A 17,257-nucleotide genomic window follows, 5' to 3' on the forward strand; every position below is an offset into this window, starting at 1 on the left:
GGGTCAGCCGATCTTGACGTTCTTCTGGACGGTCGTCTGGTCGATGTCGGAGGTGCGCACGGTCACGTCGATGCGCCACTCGCCGGGGAGCGGGAGCTGGAGGCCCTGGGAGGTCCAGTGTCCCGGGGCGAGGCGGTCGGGGGTGACCGGCAGCGGTCCGATGTCCTTGGCCGGGAGGGTGAAGGACACCTTGACCTCGGGGACGTCCAGCGGCCGGCCGTCGGCGCCGTCGACCCAGAGGTGGAGGGTGTTGGCCCCGGTCCGGCCCGGGTCGAGCTCGAAGCGCGCGGTGCCCTTGCCGTTCGGGCCGCCCGTGTCGAACGGCAGGCTGATCTTGACCGGGCGGTCCGGGACGGCGGTGCTCACCGGGCCGCCGCGGCCGGCGGCCTCCTGCTCGGCCGTGCGGCCGGGCTCGGTGGTGGTGAGCAGGGTGGTGACGGCGAGCAGCACCACGGCGACTGCGGCCTCGGCGAGCACGGACCGGCGCAGCCCGGCCCGCTCGGGGTCGGCTTCGCGCTGCCGCTGCTTGTCGGCCTTGGCCCGGGCGGCCTGCTGCCGGGCGAGCTGGGCGGCGCGCGCCGGGTCCGCGGGTGCTGTTTCACGTGAAACAGCACCCGCCTTCTCGGTTTCACGTGAAACACCGGCAGTCTCGGTCTCTCCCCCTGCCCCCAGGGACACATCGCCGGTCTCGGCGAGCCGGGCCGTCCACTTCCGGGACAGGGACGCGATCCCGGTCAGCACCACGACCAGGCCGATCTTGACGAGCAGGATCCGCCCGTACTCGGTACCGGTGAGCGCCGACCAGCTGCCGACCTGCCGCCACGACTGGTAGAGCCCGGTGGCGGTGAGGACGAGCACGCTGACGAAGGCGGTCCGGGAGAAGCGCCGGACCACCGCGCGCTCGATGCCGGGCACGGTGTGGAGGCTGACCAGCAGGGCGGTCAGTCCGCCGAGCCAGACGGCGACGGCCAGCAGGTGGAGGATGTCCACGGGCATGGCGATGCCCGGCTGGATGCCGGTGGAGGCGTGTTCGGCCAGGGCCCAGGTCGCGGCGATGCCGCCGGCGATGACGGTCCCGCCCGCGGCCAGCCCGAAGGTCAGGTCGCCGGTCTCCTTCGGGTCGGCCGCCTCACCCGCGCGCTCCTCCCGCTGCCGGCGGGCGTAGCTGCCGAACAGCACGGCGATGAACAGGGCCGCCGCCCCCAGCAGGAGCAGCCGGGAGACCAGGGAGGCGCCGGTCTTCGTGTCCAGCACGGCCTTGAGTCCGGCGAGGTCGAAGACGTCGGCGAACTTCCCGCTGCCGGTGTAGGGGTTGCGCAGCACCAGCAGGGCGAGGGTGGCCGCGGTGAGGGCCAGCCAGCCGCGGACGACCAGCTTCTGCAGCGGCCGCTCCTCGGCCCCGCGCGGCCGGCACAGCAGGATGAAGGCGGCGGAGCCCACCAGCACGGTGAAGCCCGCGTAGGCGACGTACCGGGCGATGTCGTAGACGGTGCCGACCGGTCCGCCGCCCGCCTGCCGGGTGGGCAGGGTGACGTTGGTCGCGGACGGGGCGCCCACGGAGAAGGTGAAGGCGCCGGAGATCGGATGGCTGTCGGCGGAGACCGCCTGCCAGGCCACGGTGTAGGTGCCGTTGGGGAGCCCGCTGTGCAGGCCGATGCCGTACCGGACGACGGATCCGCTGCACATGTCGCGGAGTTCACCGGTGTCGACGCGCCTGCCCTGGGGGTCCATGACGCGGATGGAGTCGTCGCCCATGGCGACCTGCTCCGAGAAGGAGAGGGAAACCTGGTTCGGGGCCGTGGCGACCACCGACCCGTCCCCGGGGTCGCTCGCGGTGAGTGCGGCGTGTGCCGTGGCCGGGGCGGCCGCGGTGAACAGCGCTGCCAGCAGGGCTGCGAGGACCAGCACCAGCCGCGGCAGGAGCGCCGGGGCGTACGTGCGGGCCGGGGAGGGGGCGGTGGCCGTCATGGCGTGTCAGTCCCTAGGGTCCGTCAGTGGGAGGCGTCGTTCTGCGGGTTGTACGTCCGTTCCTTCACTTCGAGTTCGACCTTCACCGGGTCGGCCTTCTCGAACCGGAGCTCGACGGCGACCTTGTCGCCGACCTTCGGCTTGTTCTTCAGGCCCATGAACATCACGTGGTTCCCGCCGCGTTCCAGCTTCAGCTCGCCCTTCGCGGGCACGTCCATCGTCTGGACCTGCTGCATCTTCTGGTTCTTGGTCTCGTGGACCTGGACGTCGCCGGAGAGCGGGCTGGTGACGCCGGTGAGCTTGTCCGCCGTCCCGGAGGCGTTCTCGATGACCATGAACCCGCCGGCCATCTGGTCGTTGACGGGTTCGGGCATGAAGGCGCCGCTGACCTTCATCTCGGGCTTCCCGGACTTCTCGCCGTCCGAGCCCGAGTCGGAGGAGCAGCCGGATATGGCGAGGGCGGCCGTCAGGGAGAGGGCGGCGGCGAGGGTGCGGGTGGTGCGGGCGTTCACGGGTTCTCTCCCTTGATGATCTTCGGCAGGTCCTTGGTGTAGTCGTCGACGGTCGCGTTCTCCCCGTAGAGGACGTAGCCCTCGTCGGACTTGGGGGAGAAGGCGATGACCTGTGCGCCGTGCATGGAGACGATGCTGCCGTCGGCTTCCTTCTTCGCCGGGTCGATGCCGATGCCCAGCTTGAAGGCGCCGGCCTGGATGGTCTTGAAGTCGCCGGTGAGGCCGACGAAGGACGGGTCCTGGGCCTTGAGCCACGTGCCGAGGGATTCGGGGGTGTCCCGCTCCGGGTCGGTGGTGACGAAGACGACCCGCAGGTTCTCCTGGTCGGCCTTGGGCAGGGCCTTCCTGGCGACCGCGATGTTGCTCATGGTCAGCGGGCAGACGTCCGGGCAGTTGGTGTACCCGAAGTAGATGAGCGTCGGCTTGCCCTTGGTCTGCTCGCGCAGGCTCCAGGGCTTGCCGGTGGTGTCGGTGAGGACCAGGTCCGGCTTCTGGAAGGGCCGGTCGAGGACCGTGGCCGCCTTGGTCTTGGCCGGTGCGTTGACGTCGGCGACGGACGATGCCTTCGATCCGCCGTCACCGCAGGCGGACAGGGTGAGTGCGGCCGCCACCGCCAGGGCGGCAGCCGTCACACGTGTGGTGCGCATGAAAGAGGTGTCCCTCTGATCGGGGATGTCGGAATTCCGGACGGACCGGGGGTCAGGAGGAGGTGCGGCGCCGGGAGGCGACGCCGAACGCGACCCCGCCCAGGCCGACGACGATGCCCGCGATGCCCAGGGCCCGCGCGGTGGTGTCGGAGCCCGACGGGGCGGCCTCGTCGTGCGCGTCCTGCTCGCCGGACTTGGCGCCGGACTTCGCGTCGGACTTGGCGGCGCCACCGTCGTGGCCGTCTCCCGAGGCCGGGGTCAGCTTGAGCACCGGGGCCGGGTTCTGCGGCTCCGCGGCGCCTTCCTTCGGCTCCTCGATCCAGCGCACGACCTCGTTGTTGTCGTAGGTCTGGATGGCCTTGAAGACGAGCGTGTCGGAGTCCTCCGGGAGCTTGCCGACGGAGACCGGGAACTGCTGGAACTTGCCCGGCTCGATCTTGCCGCCGGACCAGGTGATCTTGCTGACGGCCTCGGTGATCTGCTTCCCGTGCACCGTGAGCGGCTTGTCGAGCTTGGCCTTCTCGACGGTCACCGTCCAGCCCGGGACGTCCTGCGGCATGGCGGAGGACAGCGGGTGGTCGGCCGGGAAGCTGACCTCCAGCTTGTTGGTCGAGGCGTTGTCGCGCTCGTTCGGCACCTTGAAGTTGATGGTGGCGTAGCCGCCCTGGGCGGCCTCCCCGGCCGGCTGCACGCCGACGTGCGCGAAGGCGGTCCCGGAGAGGACGAGGAAGGAGCCGGCGGTGAGCGCGGCGGCGAAGGCGGTGCGGGAGCAGGCGCGAGCGATGTTCATGGCAGAGACTCCACGGATGCGGTGGTGACGGTGGCTCCGGGCGCGGGCGCGCGCGGAGTACGCGGCAGCCACTGCTTCCCCGCGCTCGGTGGTGAGTGGGGGCCAGGAGGGTGCCGCGTCAGGCAGCGAGGGCGTACGCCGCCGGCGGCCCGCGCCTGATCACCGTGTGCTGGAGTGCCTCCCGGCCCGGGCACGGCACCCGGTCGGGGGTCGCGCGCCGGGTCCGCCGGGGCGCCGGGTCCGTGCCGCAGAGCCCGCCGCCGAGCGCCCGTACGAGGCCCAGCGCGGCGCGCAGCGCCCGTACCGGACCGGCTTCGGCGGACCGCCGGGACAGCTCGACCAGCCGGAACAGCGCGGCGTCGCCCCGCCCCAGCAGCCAGCCCGCCACCAGCGCGGCCAGCAGGTGGCCGAGCAGCATGGGCAGGCTGAACAGGGCGGTCGCCGGTTCGGCCGCCGCGTGCACGGCCGGTGCCGCATGGGCGTGGGCGGCATGTGCGGCGTGCGCCGTCTGCCCGGCGAGCGCGGCCTGGGCGTCGGGGTCGATTCCGGCCGCTTCGAGCAGCTGCCGGGCCTCGGCAGGCCGGAGCGGGACGGAGTTTCCGCCGCACACCAGCTTGGCGGCGAGAGCCGCCAGGGAGGTGTCGGAGGGTGCCCCCATCGGCCCGGCACCGGTCCCGGCGGCCGAGACGGCCGCCGCGGCGTCGTGCTGGCCGAGGCCGAACAGGGCGTGCAGCCCGAGCTGTCCGCCGGCCAGTGCGGCGGCGATGCCGGGCAGCGAGCGGCGGCGTCCGGCGAGCGGCGCCGCGAGGGCGAACACCAGCAGGAATCCGGCGCCGATCGCCCACCAGGGGATGGTGGCGCAGGAGGCCAGGGCGTGCCCGGACGCGGACAGCACGACGCAGACCGCGGTGAACACCGCGGCCCGGGTGAGCCGGATCGAGGCTCCGGCGCGTGCCGTCGAAGGGGCAGTCATGGCCGAGCCATCATTGCACTGCGCTCCGGGTGTTCCCTATGGCAGGTCTGGAAGGAATCTGGAGGGCCGTTCGGGTCTGGGCCGAAAGAGGGCTCTGCCGGACGCCGGGGGCTTACCGGGCGGCCGTGGCGGCAATAGGTACGGGTATGAGCATCTGGTGGTCTCTCCACTTGAGGCGCGAGGCCGCGAGCGTGCCGCTCGCACGGCGGCTGCTGCTCGGGGCGATGGAGACCGCGGGGGTGGATCCGGACATCTCCTTCGATCTCTCTCTGGCGCTGAGCGAGGCGTGCGCGAACGCGGTGGAACACGGCGGCCGGACCGGGGGTGACGGACGCTCCGCGGAGTGCGGCGCGTACCGGGTCACCGCCTATCTGGACGGTGACCGGTGCCGGATCGAGGTGACCGACTCGGGTCCGGGCTTCCCCCCGCATGCCGTGGGGCCGCGCAGACCGGCCTGGCCCGGTGCGGTGTTCCGGGAGAGCGGGCGGGGCCTGTGCCTGATCGAGGAGCTCGCCGACCATGTGCGCTTCCGGAACCGGCCGGGCCGGGGCGCGGTGGTCAGCTTCGACAAGATGCTGAAGTTCCGCGACGGAGCGCTGCTGCACCTGTCGTGACCGGGCACGGGGACGCGCACGCCGGACCGGGGCGGGCACCGGGGACGCACGCCGGAGCCGGGGCTGGCACCGGGGACGCGCCGAGGGGCGGTGCCCGGTGCGGACACCGCCCCTCGGCGGTCATCGGTTCCCCGGCCGGCGCCCGACGGCGCCGACGGGTCAGCCCTGCAGGCCGGCCATCCAGGACTCGACCTCGCCGGACCGGCGCGGCAGCGCGGCCGACAGGTTCCGGTTGCCGTCCTCGGTGACGAGGATGTCGTCCTCGATCCGGACGCCGATCCCCCGGTACTCCTCGGGCACGGTCAGGTCGTCGGCCTGGAAGTAGAGGCCGGGCTCGACCGTGAGGCACATCCCGGGCTCCAGCGTGCCGTCCACGTACGCCTCGGTGCGCGCGGCGGCGCAGTCGTGGACGTCCATGCCGAGCATGTGGCCGGTGCCGTGGAGGGTCCAGCGGCGCTGCAGGCCCAGCTCCAGGACGCGCTCGACCGGGCCCTCCAGCAGGCCCCACTCGACCAGCTTCTCGGCCAGGACGTGCTGCGAGGCGTCGTGGAAGTCGCGGAACTTGGCGCCGGGCCTGACCGCCGCGATGCCCGCCTCCTGGGACTCGTACACCGCGTCGTAGATCTTGCGCTGGATCTCGGTGAACCGGCCGTTGACCGGCAGGGTGCGGGTCACGTCGGCGGTGTAGAGGGTGTGGGTCTCCACGCCGGCGTCGAGCAGCAGCAGGTCGCCGGAGCGGACCGGGCCGTCGTTGCGGACCCAGTGCAGCGTGCAGGCGTGCTCGCCGGAGGCGGCGATGGTGCCGTAGCCGACGTCGTTGCCCTCGACGCGGGCGCGCAGGAAGAAGGTGCCCTCGATGTAGCGCTCCGAGGTCGCCTGCGCCTTGTCGAGCACCTTCACGACGTCCTCGAAGCCGCGGACGGTGGAGTCCACGGCCTTCTGCAGCTCGCCGACCTCGAACTCGTCCTTCACGGCGCGTGCCTCGGAGAGGTAGACGCGCAGCTCGTCGTCGAGCTCCTTGGTGACCTTGTCGGTCAGGGCGGTCTCGATGACGGAGTCGTGGCCGCGGACGTTGCGGACCGGGCCGGTGGCCTCGGAGAGCTCCTCGGGGAGCTTGCGGACGTCCTTGGCCGGGATGCCGAGGAGCTGCTCGGCCTCGGCCAGCGAGTGGCGGCGGCCGACCCACAGCTCGCCCTGGCCGGACAGCCAGAACTCGCCGTTCTCGCGGTCGGAGCGGGGCAGGAGGTAGACCGTCGAGGTGTGGCCCCCGGTGGTGGGCTCCAGCACCAGGACACCGTTCTCGGTCTGGTCGCCGGTGAGGTACGCGTACTCGGTCGAGGCGCGGAAGGGGTACTCGGTGTCGTTCGACCGGGTCTTCAGCCGGCCGGCCGGGATGACCAGGCGCTCGCCGGGGAAGCGGGCGGACAGCGCGGCGCGGCGGGCGGCGGTCTGCCCGGCCTGCGCGATGGGGGCGAGGCCGTGGAGCTCGGTGTCGGCCCAGCCGGAGCGCATGCTTGCCGCGAGTTCGTCGCTGACGCCCGGGTAGAGGCCGTTCTTGCGCTGCTTGTGCGTCTTCTTGGGCTGCTCTTCTTCCGGGGTCTCCGGGGTGAGCTCGTCAGCCACGTCTTCTCCTCAGCTACGACCGCTACGTGAAGGGACCGGGTAGGAACCTCTTCCATCGTATGTGCGAGGGGCAAGCAGCCGACCGGGCTGTGATGAATCAGTCAATCGCTACCAAATCGGGCACTCGATGGGTCCGTCACCCGGCCCCCCGGTCGCCGCCCGGCTCACTCGAAGCGTGCGGCCAGCAGGACGACGTCCTCGTCGTCGGCGGCCGGGACGTCCTCCGGCAGCACCGTCCGCAGCACGTGCTCGCAGAGGGCGTCCGGGTCCTCGCGGAGTGCCCTCGGCGCGTTCGCGGCCGCCGCGTGCAGCCGCGCGTAGGCCCGGTCCATCGGGTCGCCGGTCCGCCGGAGCAGCCCGTCGGTGTAGAGAAGCACCGTTTCTCCGGCTGCGGGCTCGATCTCCACGCTCGGCGCCTCCCAGCAGGCGAGCATCCCCAGCGGGGCGGAGAGCGAGGTCTCCACGTACTCGGTGCGGCGCTCCCCGGTCAGCAGCGGCGGGGCGTGCCCGGCCCCGGCCAGGACGATCTTCCGCCGGGCGGGCTCGCAGTACGCGAACAGCGCCGTCGCGGCGCGGGCCGGCTCGGTGAGCCGGAGCAGCAGCTCCAGGTCGGACAGGACGGCGACCGGATCCTCGCCCTCCATCACGGCGTACGCGCGCAGGGACGCCCGGAGCCGGCCCATCGCGGCGACGGCACTCGGGCCGGAGCCGGTGACGGAGCCGACGGCCAGGCCCAGGGCTCCCTCGGGCAGCGGCAGGGCGTCGTACCAGTCGCCGCCGCCGGCCGGGCCGGTGCGGTGCCGGGCGGCCAGCTGTACGCCGGGGAGCCGGGGCAGCCGGCTGGGCAGCAGTTCCTCGGAGATGGTGGCGAGACGGGTGCGGATCCGCTCGACCTCCAGTACGCGGGCCAGGTGCTCGGCGGCGTGCCGGACGTAGAGGCCGACCAGGTCGCGCTGCCGGTCGCCCGGCTCGGCCGCTTCGTCGTAGAGCCAGACCGCCGCGCCCAGCCGGCCCGTGGACCCGGCCGCCAGCGGCAGCGCGTAGCTGGCGGCGTAGCCGAGGCGCGCGGCGACCTCGCGGTGGCGCGGATCGACGGGGGCCGGGTAGCCGCCGGATCCCGGTCCGGGTGCGCCGTCGGGCTCGGGGAGCACCTCGGAGCCGCCCCGGGCGTCCGGGAGGCCGTCGAGGATGCGGCCGTAGGAGGTGGCGCTGCGCGGCACGGTCTCGATGTGCCCGAGCTCGGCGTGGCCGAGGCCGAGGCCGATGGTGTGGACCGGGCCCAGTCCGTCGGCGGGTTCCAGGACCACCAGGCCGCGGCGGGCGCCGACCAGCGAGGCTCCGGCGCGCAGGAGTTCCCGGAGCGCGTCGTCGAGACCGGCGGTGCCCGCGAGGCGCTCGGTGAGCTCGTGGAGGGTGGTGAGGTCGGAGACCATGCCGGCCAGCCGGTCCTGGATGACCGAGCTCGCCGGGGGCCGCGGGGGCGCGGTGGGGGCCGTACGGGCGGACGCGGGGGCCGCAGTGTGAGGGGAGGCCGCAACTGCCGGATCGATTCCGGCCACTTTCGGCAGATGCGAGGCGCTCATGGCGTCCGCCTTTCCACCTGGTGCGATTCGCCATAAGGCATTGCAAACCCCCAGATCAATCTGCGCCGCCATCAATGGGTCCACATCTACACGCCCAGGTGGATCGATGTCCAGCATTGTCAAGCTGGGAATCCTGGTGTCTGTGGGGCGACAACTCGACGTCCGGCCAAGGCTTGAACTTGGCCGGAAATGGCCGGACCGGCGCCCTTTTTGAGGTCGACTGGACGGGCGTGGAAGTGACTCCGGGTACGTAGTCCGTGGTGGCCGGATCGGGTTGGCGGCGAGTCGGCGGGAGCGTCGGCCGGGAGCCGGGCCCGCTCCGGTGAGGGTGCGTTCCGCCCCCGCCGGACGTTTCATGGACCCGTAAGAAAACTGCACGAACCGTGTGAACTTGCTCCAAGCGGACAGTGACGCGAAACGTGTACGTGTGGTGAAACACCGCATGCATGGTGTGATGTGGCCCTCGGCGTTCAACGGAAAGGAACGAGCGCTCATGCGCGAGATCCTCGGAAGGCGTCTCCAGCGGCTCCGCAGTTCCTTGCAGTCCGTGCGTTTCCGTGCCGGCTCCCGCCCCCGCGGCGGCGACGGGAGCGAATCCCCCGACCCGCTCGACGCGGCGCTGCGCTGCGCCACCGACTGGCAGTGGCCGGTGCTGCCCGGTGTGGGCCGCTCGGGCACCGACGAGCGGCGGTGCGCCTGCCCCGACCCGGACTGTTCGGTACCGGGGGCGCACCCCTTCGACCCCGGCCTGCTCGCCGCCACCACCGACGCCCGCATGGTGCGCTGGTGGTGGACCAACCGGCCGGGCGCGCCGGTCGTCCTGGCCACCGGCGGACGCGGGCCCTGCGCGGTCAGCCTGCCCGCCGGTGCGGGTGCCCTGGCGCTGGCCCGGCTGGATGCGCTGCGGCTGCGGCCGGGCCCGGTGGTGGCGACGCCCTCCCGCTGGTCGCTGCTGGTCGCGCCCTACTCCCTGGAACGGCTGGGCGAACTGCTCTACGCCCAGGACCGGGTGCCCTCCTCGCTGCGGTTCCACGGCGAGGGCGGCTATCTGCTGCTGCCGCCGTCCGGGGTGGGAGCCGGCGGGCGGGTGCGCTGGGAGCGGGCGCCGCTGCCGGGAGGCGGGCGGCCCTGGCTGCCGGACGTGGCACAGGTCGTGGACGCGCTGGTGGAAGCCGCATCCCTCGAACGGGTGCCACCGGCGTGAGTTTCCAAGGGAATTGGGCGCGGGCATCTCCGTAGCCCTTTCCCGCGCCGCTATCTTCGCCGAATGAATCTCCGCCTGATCGCAATCGGTGCCGGTGTACTGATCGTCTTGTCGCTGCCGCTCGCGGGCGCGATTGCGGGACCGGACTTCCGCGGTCAGGGCGACGGAAAGAGCGGCGGACTGCTCACCACCTTCGGACTGGCGGACGATTCCGGCCGGTCGGAGGGTTCTCCGGGTGGGCGTACGGCCGATGGCGGCGGCGAGCGTACGGGTGCGGGCGGCGGTACGGGCAGCGCCGGTACGGGTCGGCCGGGAGGCCCGGGAGATCCGGGAGGTGCCGCGGGCGGTCGGGCCGGGTCCGCGGCGGCCGGCGGGGCCGACACGGCCGGGAGCACCGCCGGGCGGCCGGATCCGTCCGGTGGCCGGGACGGATCCCGGCCCGGGACCCCGCCCGGGTCCTCGTCAGGTTCTCCGGCGGGGTCCGGGTGGGGGTCGTCGTCCGGGTCCGGGGCGGCCGGCCGGTCAGGGTCTCCGGCGGCGGGCGTTCCGTCGGTCGATCGCCCCGGGCAGGCCGTCCAGCCCTCCATGGTCTCCCGCTGCGGTCCCGAACTCACCTCCCCCGACGGGCTGGAGGCGCAGACCTGCGTCCTGTCGTCCGAGGGGAACACCTGGGCGCGCAGCTACTACCGCAACACCAGCGGCCGTGCCCTGGACGCCGTCCTCACGCTGATGGGACCGGCCGGACGGACCGTACGGATCCACTGCGGCGTGGAGGCCGGGGACGAGCCCGGCCTGTGCGAAACACCGCGTGACCGGTCGGCGGGGCTCCCCGACGCGTACGCGGCGGTGGCGGAATTTGCAGTTCCGGATGATGAAGGGAAGCTGCTCCTGCGCTCCGGGAGCAACTCCCCGGCACCGGAAGAAAGTTGAAACCCGCAAGAAAAACAAGGGCCCGGTCGCTGGCGACGGGGGATGCACCAGCGACCGGGCTACAAGAACGGTAACAAGAGATCGCCTGTTCGCAAATTCGATCTCTGATATTCAGACACCGATTTGCAGACGATTAGCGGGAGTTGTGACCCCAGTCACCGGTCCTGCGAGTGGTCGTCCGTCAACTCAGCGTGACCTGACGGTTGGTGAGACCGCCGCGCGCCCGGCGCTCCTCCGCGGTCAGCGGGGCGTCGTCGGCCAGGGCCTTCGCCAGCCGCTCGGCGAGCGCCGCCGCCGGCTTCTCGACGTCCTTGGCCGAGACCCCGGTGGGCAGGTCCCAGACCGGCACCATCAGGCCGTGCGCACGGAACGAGCCGACCAGACGGGTGCCTTCGCCCAGCGAGGACTCGCCGGCGGCGTGCAGCCGGGCCAGCGCGTCGAGCAGCTTCTCCTCCGGGTGCGGCATGACCCAGCGCAGGTGGTTCTTGTCCGGGGTCTCGCACCAGTAGGCCGCGTCGACGCCGGTCAGCTTGACCGTCGGGATGGCGGCCGCGTTGGCGCGTTCCAGCGAGGCGGCCACCTCCGGGGAGGCGTTCTGGGCGCTCTCCGCATCCGGAATCCAGAATTCGAACCCGGTGTGCACTTCCGGCTCGAAAACGCCGTCGGGGTCCAGCAGATCCTGGAGCCGCGGGCCCTCGGCGGGCACCTTGCGGGCCGGGACCGGGTTGCCCGGCTCGGTGGCCAGGGCGCGCTCCAGGGTGTCGGCCATGTCGCGGGCGAGGTCTCCGGTGGAGCTCTCGTTCTGCAGGCCGAGCAGGACCGAGCCGTCCTCCCGGCGCAGCGCCGGCCAGGCCATCGGCAGTACGGTCGCCAGGGTGACCGAGGGGACCCCCTCGGGCAGCCCGCCCTTGAGGGTGAGCGGCACCGTGGCCGCGGGTACCAGCTCGCGCAGCGCCACCCAGTCGCACTCGCCGGGCAGTCCGGCGAACGGGCGCTGCACCAGCTCGGTGCCGGAGTGCGCGGCGGCCCGGCCGTGGCAGGCCTTGTAGCGGCGCCCGGAACCGCAGGGGCAGGGCTCGCGGGCACCCACCACGGGGATCTCCCCGTCCTTGAGCTGCGACGTGGCAGCGGTCTTCGCTGCGGGGCGCTTCTTGGCCATGGTCGGTGTCTCCCGGGTGCGGCGGTACGTGACGGCGCGAGCCTAGCCGCTCGAACCGCCCGCACCGCCGAACCGGAGGCCCTGCCGGAAGCACGGTCGGCGTGCACTCCCGGAACGGCCGCTCCGCAGGCCCGATATGGCGCCCTGACCGGATCTCACCTGACCGGTTCTCAGGCGAGGTCCAGATCGTCGAAGGGTGCCGTGAAGTCGATCGCCGGCGGCGCAACGCGCGTAGCGAAATCGTCGTGACGGGGCCCGGCGGCGACGATCACCCATACGGTGACCTCGCCCGCGGCTCCGTCGCGGACACCCCAGTCCATGGCGAGGGCGCTGATGATGTTCAGCCCCCGGCCGCCGCGCGCGGTGACCGAAGGCGTGGCCGGAACCGGGCGGGTGGGACCGCCCCCGTCCGTGACCTCGACCGTCAGCCGCCCCGCTCCGTCGACGCGCCACGCGGCGCGTATGTCTCCGTCCCCGATCTCCCGGGTGCCCAGTGGCCTGCCGTGCCGGCAGGCATTGCTGAGCAGCTCGGAAAGGATCAGCACGGCGTCGTCCACGACCGATTCGGACACCCCGCTGATGCGCAACTGCTCGCGCATCCGGTGCCTCGCCTCGCCCACGCCCGCAGGACCATGGGGTACGGCCATGCACGACGACGTGGGCACCTCCTGTGCCACCACCAACGCCACCCCCGGAACCTCCTTAGCCCCACGCCATGGTCTGGATGCCCCAATGGCCTGGACCGGAAACCGCCGGCCCGGCGCCCTCTGACGCATTCATGACCAACCGAAACGGAGCGGATGCGCCGGAGCACTCCCTGTAACGGAGGGAGAGGGAGTGACGGGTGGGACAAAGAGCGCGTCAGCGTCCGAGTTGGGACAGGACCTGTCGTGGCCGATTGGTGATGATCGCTTCCACACCCAGATCAGCGCAGAGCTGAACGTCTTCCGGCTCGTTCACCGTCCATACGTGCACCGCGTGTCCGGCGGCCTGGAGCCGCCTGACGAACCCGGGATGGTTCCGGACGATCCGTATCCCGGGGCCGGCGATCCGCACCCCGGCGGGCAGCCGCCCGTCCCGCATCCGCGGGGAGATGAACTGCATCAGGTAGACGGTCGGCACCGTCGGCGCGGCCGCGCGCACCCGGTGCAGGGACCGGGCGGAGAAGCTCATGACCCGGACGGGGTGCGGGCCCCCGGCCGGCGGGGCGTCCAGTCCGAACCGCTTGAGCAGGAAGAGCAGCCGTTCCTCCACCTGTCCGGCCCAGCGGGTCGGATGTTTCGTCTCGACGGCGAGCTCCACCGGGCGGCCGGCGTCCGCGATCAGCTCCAGCAGTCGTTCCAGGGTGAGCACGGAGGTGCGCTCGGGGTCCGTGTTCCAGTCGGGCGACTCCTCGCGGCCCTTCCAGGACCCGAAGTCGAGTGCCGCGAGATCGGCCAGTTCCAGGGCGGAGACGGCGCCGCGTCCGTTGGAGGTCCTGTTCACCCGGCGGTCGTGAACGAGCACGAGATGGCCGTCCGCGGTCAGGCGTACGTCGCATTCGAGCGCGTCCGCACCGTCCTCGATCGCCTTCCGGTAGGCGGCCAGGGTGTGCTCGGGGGCGTCCTCCGAGGCACCTCGGTGGGCGACGACCTGGATGGGACGCGGCGTTGCGTGGGTCACCGGGTCATGGTGCCACCCGAAAGGGCCAGCGTGCCGGGCCGGGCGGGGATGCACAGGTCCGGCTTACAGTGCTCTGACAGTCCATGGGAAAGGCTTTGCCCAGGAACTTGTACGGGTGGTCGAACGTTCGGTCGGACCGATGTCCGTGGACACTCGACATGAGCGAAGCCGTGTGCGACGAGGAGAGAGAGCGCTGTGAGCACCGAGAACGAGGGCACCGCGGCCCCGACACCTCCCGCGGCCCCGTCCGCACCTCCCGTGCCGGTGGATGCTCCCGTGCCCGCGAGTGACGACGCGCCCCGTGCGGCGGAGCCGAACCCGGCCGAGGGCGCGCCCGCCCCGGACGCGGCCGCCCCGGCGACCCCCGCAGCCCCGCCCGCCCAGGAGGCCGCCCCGGCCGCTCCGGGCGCGCCCGCACCGGGTGCCCCCGTCCCGGGCGAGGCCCCGACCCAGCAGCTGCCCCCGACGTACGGCGCGCCCGTACCGCCGACGGCCGGACAGGCTCAGCCCGGTCAGCCCGGTCAGCCCGGTCAGCCCGGTCCCGCCGCGGCCCCCGCGGGGCACGCCGCGGGCGGCTGGCCGCCGCCCCCGCCGGCCGTTCCGGCGTACGGCGTGCCCGGCGGCACCGGCCACGGCGGCTGGGGCGCACCGCCCGTCGGCGACGGCATGCCGCCGGCCAAGCCCAAGGGCCGCGGCGGCATGATCGCGGCCGTGCTGGTGGCGGCCCTGCTCGCCGGCGGTGTGGGCGGCGGCATCGGCTACTGGGCGGCCGAGCGCGGGGACACCGCGTCCGGCTCCACCACTGTCTCGGCCGGGACCACCCCGAAGGACCTCAAGCGCGACCCGGGGTCCGTGGCGGGCCTCGCCGAGCACGCGCTGCCCAGCGTGGTGACCATCCAGGCGCTGGGTGGCGACGGCGAGGGCGGTACCGGTACCGGCTTCATCTACGACCAGCAGGGCCACATCCTCACCAACAACCACGTGGTGGCCTCCGCCGCCGACGGCGGCAAGCTCTCCGCGACGTTCTCCAACGGCAAGAAGTACGAGGCCGAGGTCGTGGGCCGGGCCCAGGGCTACGACGTGGCGGTGCTCAAGCTGAAGAACCCGCCGTCCGGCCTGGCCCCGCTGGCGCTGGGCGACTCCGACCGGGTGGCCGTCGGCGACCCGACGATCGCGATCGGCGCCCCCTTCGGCCTGTCGAACACCGTCACGACCGGCATCGTCAGTGCCAAGCACCGCCCGGTGGCCTCCGGCGACGGCACGGGCAACAAGAGCTCGTACATGAGCGCGCTGCAGACCGACGCGTCGATCAACCCCGGAAACTCGGGCGGTCCGCTGCTCGACGGCCGGGGAGCCGTGATCGGCATCAACTCGGCGATCCAGTCCGCGAGCAACGGCAACTTCGGCGGCGGCCAGGCCGGCTCGATCGGCCTCGGCTTCGCCATCCCGATCAACCAGGCGAAGGCGGTCGCCGACCAGCTGATCAAGACGGGCAAGCCGGTCTACCCGGTGATCGAGGTCTCCGTCGACCTCCAGTCCAAGGCCGAGGGCGCCAAGATCTCGGAGTCGGGCGGCACCCCCGAGGAGCTGGTCAAGCCGAGCGGTCCGGCCGGCAAGGCGGGCCTCAAGCCGGGCGACGTGATCACCGAGCTGGGCGGCAAGCCGATCGACAGCGGCCCGACGCTGATCAGCGAGATCTGGACGCACAAGCCGGGCGAGACCCTGAAGCTCACCTACCTGCGGGACGGCAAGCCGAACACGGTGGAGATCACCCTCGGCTCGCGGATCGGCGACAAGTAGTCGGCAGCGGCACCGGCCGGTCCACCGGCTGATGGACCGGCTGATCGACCGGCTGATCGACCGGCCGATGGAACCGGCCGATGGACTGGCCGATCCACAGGGGGCCGTAGGCGCGATTGTGCCTACGGCCCCTCCCAACATCCGCTTATGCTTCAGACGTGTTCGATTCGCGGCACATACGGACATTCCACGAAGTGGTCGTCTCGGGGTCCTACTCGGCGGCCGCACGTGCCCTGGGGTACACCCAGCCCGCGATCACCCAGCAGATGAAGGCGCTCGAACGGGCCGTCGGCACCCCGCTGTTCACCCGGGTCGGCCGCAGGATGCAGCTCACCGAGGCGGGCGAGTCCCTGGCCCGGCACGCCGAGTCGATCCTGGGCTGCCTGTCCGACGCCCGGCAGCAGATGTCCGCGTACGCCCGGCTGCGCACCGGCCGGGTCCGGCTCTGCGGGTTCCCCAGCGCCAATGTCGCGCTGGTCCCCGAGGCGCTCAGCGAGCTGGCCAAGGACCACCCGGGCGTCCAGGTCGAACTGCTGGAGGGGGAGCCGCCGGAGTCGCTCCACCGGTTGCGGCGGGGTGAGTGTGACATCACCCTCGCGTTCACCTACCCCGGGCTGCACGAGGAGGTCCCGGAGGAAGTCACCGAGGTCAGGCTGATGGAGGACCAGCTGACCGTCCTGCTGCCCAACGGTCATCCGCTGGCGCGCCGCCGCGCGGTCAACCTGGCGGACCTCGCCGGGGAGCGGTGGATCGCGGGCTGCCCGCGCTGCCGGGCCAACCTGCTGCACGAGTGCGCGGAGCTGGGCTTCGTCCCGGACATCCGCTTCGCCACCGACGACAACCTGGTGGCCCAGAGCCTGGTCGCCCAGGGCCTGGGGGTGGCGATGATGCCCGCCCTGGTCCTGCCCTCGCTGGCGCTGAGCCGGGTCTGCGGGCGCGCCCTGCAGCCCGCGGCCCGCCGCCACATCTCCGCGTACGTCTACCGGGACCACCTGAGGATCCCCGCGACCTCCGTGGTGCTGGACAAGCTCCGGCAGGTGGCGGCGAACCGCGTGGGCTGCTGAACGCACCGCCCCGGCCGGCGGCCGCCACGGACCCGGAGACCGGCCGGACCGATCCCCCAACCCATAACGGGAGCTTGGGATTTCGGGTCGGAACTGTCGTTGGACGTGATGGATCGGCAGGCGGACGCTGCGGTCATGACCACCACCCTGCCGGCCCGTACCACCGCGAGGATGGCCGCCCTCGTCCGTGAGATCCGTTCCGTCGTCGACCGGGGTCTGGCCCCCGACCTGACCGCCTACCTGGTCGGTGAGCTGCTCTCCCCGCACCTGGGCCGGGGCGACCTCCTCGCCCCGGCCCAGCAGGAGGGCGATCCGGAGCGCTACCGGCAGCACGTCCTGCACGCCGAGCCGGACGGGTCCTTCTCCGTGGTCGCGCTGGTCTGGCTGCCCGGCCAGGAGACCTGTATCCACGACCACGTCTCCTGGTGCGTGGCCGGGGTCCACGAGGGCCAGGAGAGCGAACGGCGCTACCGGCTGGCCGCCTCGGCGGGCGGCGCGGCCCGGCTGGTGCCCACCGAGGACGTGGTGAACGGACCGGGAGAGGTGTGCGGGTTCGCCCCGCCCGGTGACATCCACCGGGTGCGCAACTCCTGTACGGACAAGGCGATATCGATCCACGTCTACGGCGCGGACGTGTCCCGGCTGGGCACCAGCATCCGTCGCGTGTACCGGCTCCCGGCGGAGTGACGGCCCTGATGGCCCTCCTCAACAGGCCCCGGAGCAACGGG

The 17,257-nt window shown here is 72.7% G+C and carries 15 protein-coding genes and 1 pseudogene; 6 read left to right on the forward strand and 10 right to left on the reverse strand.

Going from position 1 to position 17,257, the window contains the following annotated elements; genetic code table 11:
• Positions 1-3: 3 nt before the first annotated feature.
• The 5 genes from AB0O36_RS09615 to AB0O36_RS09635 all read right to left on the reverse strand — a co-directional run bounded on the left by AB0O36_RS09615 (position 4) and on the right by AB0O36_RS09635 (position 4,890).
• Complete coding sequence (locus AB0O36_RS09615) at positions 4-1,968, reverse strand: copper resistance protein CopC (RefSeq protein WP_365106526.1); 1,965 nt, start codon at positions 1,966-1,968, stop codon at positions 4-6.
• A 23-nt stretch (positions 1,969-1,991) separates the two neighbouring features.
• Positions 1,992-2,480, reverse strand: a complete 489-nt coding sequence (locus tag AB0O36_RS09620) for a copper chaperone PCu(A)C (protein ID WP_365106529.1) — start codon at positions 2,478-2,480, stop codon at positions 1,992-1,994.
• Positions 2,477-3,127, reverse strand: coding sequence for an SCO family protein (locus AB0O36_RS09625; RefSeq protein WP_365106532.1), 651 nt, complete (start codon positions 3,125-3,127; stop codon positions 2,477-2,479). The genes AB0O36_RS09620 and AB0O36_RS09625 overlap by 4 nt, the downstream gene beginning before the upstream one ends.
• Positions 3,128-3,179: 52 nt before the next feature.
• Entirely contained in the window at positions 3,180-3,917 is a 738-nt protein-coding gene (locus AB0O36_RS09630) for a YcnI family protein (RefSeq protein WP_365106535.1), read from the reverse strand.
• 118 nt (positions 3,918-4,035) lie between these two features.
• Complete coding sequence (locus tag AB0O36_RS09635; protein WP_365106538.1) at positions 4,036-4,890, reverse strand: hypothetical protein; 855 nt, start codon at positions 4,888-4,890, stop codon at positions 4,036-4,038.
• A gap of 146 nt (positions 4,891-5,036) precedes the next feature.
• Between AB0O36_RS09635 and AB0O36_RS09640 the strand changes: the two genes are divergently transcribed.
• Positions 5,037-5,504, forward strand: coding sequence for an ATP-binding protein (locus AB0O36_RS09640; RefSeq protein ID WP_365106540.1), 468 nt, complete (start codon positions 5,037-5,039; stop codon positions 5,502-5,504).
• A gap of 159 nt (positions 5,505-5,663) precedes the next feature.
• Here the strand turns inward: AB0O36_RS09640 and AB0O36_RS09645 are convergent, their stop codons facing one another.
• Together AB0O36_RS09645 and AB0O36_RS09650 are read right to left on the reverse strand one after the other, a co-directional pair.
• Positions 5,664-7,127, reverse strand: coding sequence for an aminopeptidase P family protein (locus AB0O36_RS09645; RefSeq protein WP_365106542.1), 1,464 nt, complete (start codon positions 7,125-7,127; stop codon positions 5,664-5,666).
• A gap of 164 nt (positions 7,128-7,291) precedes the next feature.
• Positions 7,292-8,827, reverse strand: coding sequence for a PP2C family protein-serine/threonine phosphatase (locus tag AB0O36_RS09650; RefSeq protein ID WP_365106545.1), 1,536 nt, complete (start codon positions 8,825-8,827; stop codon positions 7,292-7,294).
• Positions 8,828-9,203: 376 nt separating this feature from the next.
• On the opposite strand from AB0O36_RS09650, the gene AB0O36_RS09655 reads away from it, so the two are divergent.
• Together AB0O36_RS09655 and AB0O36_RS09660 are read left to right on the forward strand one after the other, a co-directional pair.
• Complete coding sequence (locus AB0O36_RS09655) at positions 9,204-9,914, forward strand: bifunctional DNA primase/polymerase (RefSeq protein ID WP_365106548.1); 711 nt, start codon at positions 9,204-9,206, stop codon at positions 9,912-9,914.
• Between the two features lie 591 nt (positions 9,915-10,505).
• Positions 10,506-10,844: pseudogene (locus tag AB0O36_RS09660) on the forward strand (hypothetical protein); the annotation flags it as partial.
• A gap of 181 nt (positions 10,845-11,025) precedes the next feature.
• On the opposite strand, the gene AB0O36_RS09665 reads toward AB0O36_RS09660, so the two are convergent.
• The 3 genes from AB0O36_RS09665 to AB0O36_RS09675 form a co-directional block, all read right to left on the reverse strand.
• The gene (locus AB0O36_RS09665; protein ID WP_365106551.1) at positions 11,026-12,003 is read right to left on the reverse strand and encodes a DUF5926 family protein; all 978 of its coding nucleotides are present in this window, start codon (positions 12,001-12,003) and stop codon (positions 11,026-11,028) included.
• Between the two features lie 170 nt (positions 12,004-12,173).
• Positions 12,174-12,779, reverse strand: a complete 606-nt coding sequence (locus AB0O36_RS09670) for an ATP-binding protein (RefSeq protein WP_365106554.1) — start codon at positions 12,777-12,779, stop codon at positions 12,174-12,176.
• Between the two features lie 85 nt (positions 12,780-12,864).
• On the reverse strand, positions 12,865-13,665 hold the full coding sequence (locus AB0O36_RS09675) for a glycerophosphodiester phosphodiesterase (RefSeq protein ID WP_365106557.1): 801 nt from the start codon (positions 13,663-13,665) through the stop codon (positions 12,865-12,867).
• Between the two features lie 195 nt (positions 13,666-13,860).
• Between AB0O36_RS09675 and AB0O36_RS09680 the strand changes: the two genes are divergently transcribed.
• From AB0O36_RS09680 to AB0O36_RS09690, 3 genes are all read left to right on the forward strand, one after another.
• On the forward strand, positions 13,861-15,465 hold the full coding sequence (locus tag AB0O36_RS09680) for a trypsin-like peptidase domain-containing protein (protein ID WP_365106559.1): 1,605 nt from the start codon (positions 13,861-13,863) through the stop codon (positions 15,463-15,465).
• Positions 15,466-15,623: 158 nt separating this feature from the next.
• The gene (locus AB0O36_RS09685; RefSeq protein ID WP_365106562.1) at positions 15,624-16,529 is read left to right on the forward strand and encodes a LysR substrate-binding domain-containing protein; all 906 of its coding nucleotides are present in this window, start codon (positions 15,624-15,626) and stop codon (positions 16,527-16,529) included.
• 135 nt (positions 16,530-16,664) lie between these two features.
• Entirely contained in the window at positions 16,665-17,216 is a 552-nt protein-coding gene (locus AB0O36_RS09690; RefSeq protein ID WP_365106565.1) for a cysteine dioxygenase family protein, read from the forward strand.
• The last annotated feature ends 41 nt before the right edge of the window (positions 17,217-17,257 follow it).

Source organism: Streptomyces sp. NPDC089799, assembly GCF_040684755.1.
Taxonomy (GTDB): domain Bacteria; phylum Actinomycetota; class Actinomycetes; order Streptomycetales; family Streptomycetaceae; genus Streptomyces.

Coding starts and splice junctions, on each gene's coding strand:
- AB0O36_RS09615 (WP_365106526.1), bottom strand. CDS start 1,968: ATGACGGCCACCGCCCCCTCCCCGGCCCGCACGTACGCCCCGGCGCTC.
- AB0O36_RS09625 (WP_365106532.1), bottom strand. CDS start 3,127: ATGCGCACCACACGTGTGACGGCTGCCGCCCTGGCGGTGGCGGCCGCA.
- AB0O36_RS09630 (WP_365106535.1), bottom strand. CDS start 3,917: ATGAACATCGCTCGCGCCTGCTCCCGCACCGCCTTCGCCGCCGCGCTC.
- AB0O36_RS09635 (WP_365106538.1), bottom strand. CDS start 4,890: ATGACTGCCCCTTCGACGGCACGCGCCGGAGCCTCGATCCGGCTCACC.
- AB0O36_RS09640 (WP_365106540.1), top strand. CDS start 5,037: ATGAGCATCTGGTGGTCTCTCCACTTGAGGCGCGAGGCCGCGAGCGTG.
- AB0O36_RS09650 (WP_365106545.1), bottom strand. CDS start 8,827: ATGCTGGACATCGATCCACCTGGGCGTGTAGATGTGGACCCATTGATG.
- AB0O36_RS09655 (WP_365106548.1), top strand. CDS start 9,204: ATGCGCGAGATCCTCGGAAGGCGTCTCCAGCGGCTCCGCAGTTCCTTG.
- AB0O36_RS09665 (WP_365106551.1), bottom strand. CDS start 12,003: ATGGCCAAGAAGCGCCCCGCAGCGAAGACCGCTGCCACGTCGCAGCTC.
- AB0O36_RS09670 (WP_365106554.1), bottom strand. CDS start 12,779: ATGCGTCAGAGGGCGCCGGGCCGGCGGTTTCCGGTCCAGGCCATTGGG.
- AB0O36_RS09690 (WP_365106565.1), top strand. CDS start 16,665: ATGACCACCACCCTGCCGGCCCGTACCACCGCGAGGATGGCCGCCCTC.